The sequence below is a fragment of the Actinocorallia lasiicapitis genome, assembly GCF_054778695.1.
On record NZ_BAAGZI010000451.1, the window covers coordinates 1 to 4403 of the forward strand.

At 70.9% G+C, this 4403-nt stretch carries 5 protein-coding genes; 3 read left to right on the forward strand and 2 right to left on the reverse strand.

Annotation, left to right across the window (positions count from 1 at the left end):
• Nucleotides 1–755: RNA polymerase sigma factor (locus tag ACYVE7_RS29940; protein ID WP_460369383.1), on the reverse strand; the 755-nt coding region annotated here is incomplete at its 3' end.
• 279 nt (nt 756–1034) lie between these two features.
• Nucleotides 1035–1760, reverse strand: coding sequence for a DUF4232 domain-containing protein (locus tag ACYVE7_RS29945; protein ID WP_460369384.1), 726 nt, complete (start codon nt 1758–1760; stop codon nt 1035–1037).
• Nucleotides 1761–2083: 323 nt separating this feature from the next.
• Between ACYVE7_RS29945 and ACYVE7_RS29950 the strand changes: the two genes are divergently transcribed.
• Genes ACYVE7_RS29950 through ACYVE7_RS29960 form a run of 3 tightly spaced genes read left to right on the forward strand, consistent with a single transcriptional unit; the run spans nt 2084 to nt 4129 of the window.
• Entirely contained in the window at nt 2084–2875 is a 792-nt protein-coding gene (locus ACYVE7_RS29950) for a pentapeptide repeat-containing protein (protein WP_460369385.1), read from the forward strand.
• Nucleotides 2876–2897: 22 nt separating this feature from the next.
• Nucleotides 2898–3506 carry a maltokinase N-terminal cap-like domain-containing protein gene (locus tag ACYVE7_RS29955; RefSeq protein ID WP_460369387.1) on the forward strand — a complete coding sequence of 203 codons (609 nt, stop codon included), beginning with the start codon at nt 2898–2900 and terminating at the stop codon, nt 3504–3506.
• The gene (locus ACYVE7_RS29960) at nt 3503–4129 is read left to right on the forward strand and encodes an FMN-dependent NADH-azoreductase (protein ID WP_460369389.1); all 627 of its coding nucleotides are present in this window, start codon (nt 3503–3505) and stop codon (nt 4127–4129) included. Before ACYVE7_RS29955 ends, ACYVE7_RS29960 begins: the two co-directional genes overlap by 4 nt.
• Nucleotides 4130–4403: the final 274 nt, after the last annotated feature.

Genomic DNA, 4403 nt, shown 5'->3' on the forward strand with positions numbered 1-4403 from the left:
AGCAGGGCGGGCGCGAGCAACGCGGTCATCGTGGCGGCGCCGGCCATGCACAGTCCGAGCAGCGCGGCGCGGCGGCTCGACGACAGCAGGGTGTGCAGGGTGCGGCGGAGCAGTGGGGGCGGCGCGTCCGGCTGGTGGGGGGTGCCGTCGTCTGTGAGGTTTCCCGACCGGCCCGTGATCTCGTCCCGGTAGGGCGCGAGGACCGCGTCGGTGAGGGTGTGCGTGATCCGCGCGTCCAAGCCCGCGGGCAGCGGCGGCGTCGGGGTCGGGGTCGCGCGGAGGCCGTCGGCGAGTTCGGCGCGCGCCCGCCGGGTGATCTTCCGGATCTTGCGGCCCGCCCGGCGCGGTGACGTCTCCAGCACGACCGCGAGGTCCTGTGCCGTGAGCGCGTGCCGGACGGTGAGCAGCAGCACCTCCCGCTCACTCAACGCCAGCGCGTCCCCGCCGGGCAGATCCAGCGGATTGCGCACATGCCGGTCCCGCAGGGCCCGTCGCGCGGACGCGTACAACCAGGCCGTCAGCCGCCGACGGTCACGAGCCCGGGCCGCGCGCCGAACGGCGTCGACCAGGCAGTCGTGCACCACCCGTTCCGCATGGCTCGGCTCCCCCGTCCACATGAGCGCGAAATCGTAGAGCCGCCCGGCACAGGCCTCCCGCAGCCGGACCGCGGCATCCTCCTCCCGCCGCGCCAACGCCTCGGCCAGCTCCCGATCCCGCTCAGCACAGGGGGCCTCCCAAACCCCGGGCCGATCCATCCCAAATCTGTCCTTATCCCCCATCGCTCTCCCAGGCCCTCCCTCATCGCGTCCCCGCCGCCGTCCCCCACAGTGGCCCCCAACCCCTTGCCGCTACGCTCGCCCCACCCAAATCGCATAGTCCATCACCCTCGGTAATCCTCTTGGATGGCCCGTTGGGGCATGGCGTCGCGGATGGGCAGCCGCTCGGTCGCACGACGTCGCCACGATTGCGCTCGACGAAGGCACGGGGCCCAACGGAAGCCGGGCGTGGGCTCGAACCGCACGCGCCGGGAGTGGTCAGGGTGCCGGGGCTTTCCGCCAGGGGCTGACAGCGAGCCTTCCGGTGGTTCCCAGGTCGAGCTCCGGAGTGACCATGACGGGCTGGGCTCCGGCCTTGGCCACGACCCTGACGTAGGGAACGTTGACCGAGGCGCCGCTGCCGTCGTTGGTGTTACGCCACATCAGCCCGGCATGAGCGGTCTGGCCCGGCTCCAACACCACCGGCCGGGGCGGGGCATCGAAGTCGTCCATCATGGCGATGCCGCCGCTGCCCTTGAAGATCTTGACAGTGGGAACGGGCTTCCTGTCCTCGTCCAGAAGCCGCGGAATCGGGAAGCCGTTGAGGTGGTAGGCACGGGTCCCGCAGTTCGTCAGACGGAGCCCTACGACGCGCAGCCCCATGGCGGCATCGCCGTCGTCGGCCGTCAGACGCACCCCGGAAGGCGGGCAGGGGCCGGTCTCGGCTGGAGCCTCGGCGGTGGGGACCCGTCGGACTTTCTCGATGCGCACACGTCCTTTGCCGGGAGGCGGGCCCGGCGCGGAACCGCTCAGGCCGACGGTGCCCTTGACGGTCTGGCCGGGCGCCACGGCGGGCACCGTCCGTCTCGTGTTCTCCAGCACCGTGCCGGAGCCGGTGAGCACGTCGAAGGTGACGGTGTAGGTGAACGGTTCGCGCTCGTGGTTGGTGACCTCGAAATCAGCGGAGATCACCGGCGGCGTCTCCTGACGCGACCAGCCACTCATACCGATGATCCTCACCCCGTCCTGAGCCAGGTCATCAGGGCTGCCGGGAAGAGCAGGGCTGCTCGACACGCCGCTGGACGGCGAGTCGGTGCGCGTGCCGCACGCCGTCAAGAACACCGCACAGGCGAGAAGGACGGGGAAGGTAGCGGCGCGCATCCCGCCATCCCACCACAGGACCAGAGGTGCCGAGCCCACGGGCGGCAGGGATCACGCGCCCCGGAATCCGCTCGCTGCCGAGGTCACCGGTCCTCGATCGCCGAAGCGTCGAGTGTCCTCGGGCCCGGGAATCAGCGTGGGCTGGGGTGGGTCGGTAGGTTGAGCGGATGGAGTTGGAGGCGGACTGTTCCCGGTGTTTCGCGCTGTGCTGTGTGGCGTTGCCGTTCGCGGCGTCGGCTGATTTCGCGGTCGACAAGCCGGCCGGGAAGCCGTGCGCGAATCTGGCGGCCGACTACCGGTGCGGCGTGCACGGGTCGCTGCGGAAGATCGGGTTCACCGGCTGCACGGTCTTCGACTGCTTCGGAGCGGGGCAGCGGGTCTCTCAGGTGACGTTCGGGGGCCGGTCCTGGCGGGACGATCCGGGCACGGCGACCGCCATGTTCGCGGCGTTCCCCGTGATGCGGCACCTGCACGAACTGCTGCGCTATCTGGACGAGGCGCGGGGCCTGCCGGTCGAGGCCGGGCTGCGGGCCGTGCTCGACGAGGCGTTCGCGCGGGTCGACACGCTCGCCTCCAGTGCGGCGCGGGAGCTGGCCGCGGTGGACGTCGCAGCCGTGCGGGGCGAGGTGAACCCGCTGCTGGTGCAGGCCAGCGAGCAGGCGAGGGCGGCGGTGCCGGGACGCAAACGCAACCACCGGGGCGCGGATCTGATCGGCGCACGGCTGAAAGGGGCCTCGCTGCGGGGCGCGAACCTGCGGGGAGCGCTGCTCATCGCCGCCGACCTGTCCGGCGCGGATCTGCGCTCGGCGGACCTCATCGGCGCGGACCTACGCGACGCGAACCTGGCGGGAGCCGATCTGACGGGCGCCCTGTTCCTCACCCGATCGCAGCTCACCGCGGCGCGCGGCGACGCCACCACCCGCGTCTCACCACCGTTGGCACGCCCCGCACACTGGTGATCTTCCTGGAAGAATGTCCGTTATGGCGATCATTCATCGGACAGAACTTACCCCGTCCAAGCTCGAACTGCTGGCCGGCTGGCTCCCGAGCCGCCCCTGGTGGCGGGGCGGCACGGCGACCCTGGAGCGTGTGGGCGGGTTCCGGCTGGACGATCCCGACGGTGAGGTCGGACTGGAGTTCATGGTCGTCGCCCACGGCCCGCACGCCTACTTCGTGCCCCTGGCCTACCGCGGCGCACCGCTGGAAGGCGCCGACCACGCGCTGATCGGGACGTCCGAGCACGGCGTGCTGGGCCGACGCTGGATCTACGACGGCGTCCACGACCCGGTCCTGGTCGGGCGGCTCGCCGCACTGCTGGGCGGCGAGGCCGTCCCGCAGCACCAGAGCCTCAGCGACACCCCCGACCCGACGGTCGAGGTCCGTCCCGTCCCCGCGCCCCTGCCGACGGCCGGATTCACCGTCGCCGACGCCCAGGCCGCGACCCTCCTGGAACAGGGCACCACCACGATCGAAGTCATCCGAATCCTGGACGCACCAGACATCGGACAGGTCGTGGTGAAATGGACGAGGCCGGACGGGACGGCCGAACGAGGCGTGGCCCTGCGCGTCCGGGACGGCGCCGCCGGATGAGACTGCTGCACCTGGATTCGTCCGCCGACGTCTCGGCGGCGTCACGCTCACGATCCATCACGGCTGCCTTCGCCACCGCATTCCGCGACGCCTCCCCCGAAAACACGGTCGTCTACCGCGACCTGCACACCACACCCCCACCCCACCTCCCCCATCCATCCCTCCACTGGGCGAAAGGGCTGCGCCCCCAGGACATCCGCCCAGGCGGCCACCCCGAGGAACTCCAGCGGGAACTGGTCGACGAACTCCTGTCCGCGGACGTCGTGCTGATCGGCTATCCGCTCTACAACTACGGACTGCCGTCAACGGTGAAGGCATGGCTCGACCACATCCACGTCCCAGGCCTCACCGCACCGGCGACAAGCTCCGATCCGTCCCCCCTCGCCGGCCGCCCCCTCATCCTGGTGACCAGCCGCGGCGGCGACTACGCGCCCGGAACGATCAACCAGGACCGCGACCACGCCACCCCCGTCCTGGAACTGATCCTCGGCACCGAAATGGGCATGACCGTCTCCCTGATCACCACCACCCTGACCCTCCAACCGAACACCCCCCGCGCCCAAAGCGAATACACCACCGCCCTCACCAAAGCCCGCACCCTCGCCACCCACCTGACAACCTGAGCCACCATCAGGCACGGGATTCCGGACAGCGCCGGAGGTCCGGAATCCCTCGGCGAACTGGCGCAGGTGGACGGTCGGGTAGTGGGGGTGAGCGGCCTTAGCCAGGTCGTCGCTGGTGCGGAGGCGGGCAGCGTGCAAGTCGGACCGAGTGTTACGGTCCTGCCCATGAAGGCGCTCACCGTTGGGGCCGCTGTTGTGGCGGTTCTGCTCGCTTCCTCCTCCACCTCGGCGGTGGCGGAAGGTGTGGTCGCTCGGCCACGGGTCATCAAGACGT

Coding starts and splice junctions, on each gene's coding strand:
- ACYVE7_RS29950 (WP_460369385.1), top strand. CDS start 2,084: ATGGAGTTGGAGGCGGACTGTTCCCGGTGTTTCGCGCTGTGCTGTGTG.
- ACYVE7_RS29960 (WP_460369389.1), top strand. CDS start 3,503: ATGAGACTGCTGCACCTGGATTCGTCCGCCGACGTCTCGGCGGCGTCA.
- ACYVE7_RS29955 (WP_460369387.1), top strand. CDS start 2,898: ATGGCGATCATTCATCGGACAGAACTTACCCCGTCCAAGCTCGAACTG.
- ACYVE7_RS29945 (WP_460369384.1), bottom strand. CDS start 1,760: ATGAGTGGCTGGTCGCGTCAGGAGACGCCGCCGGTGATCTCCGCTGAT.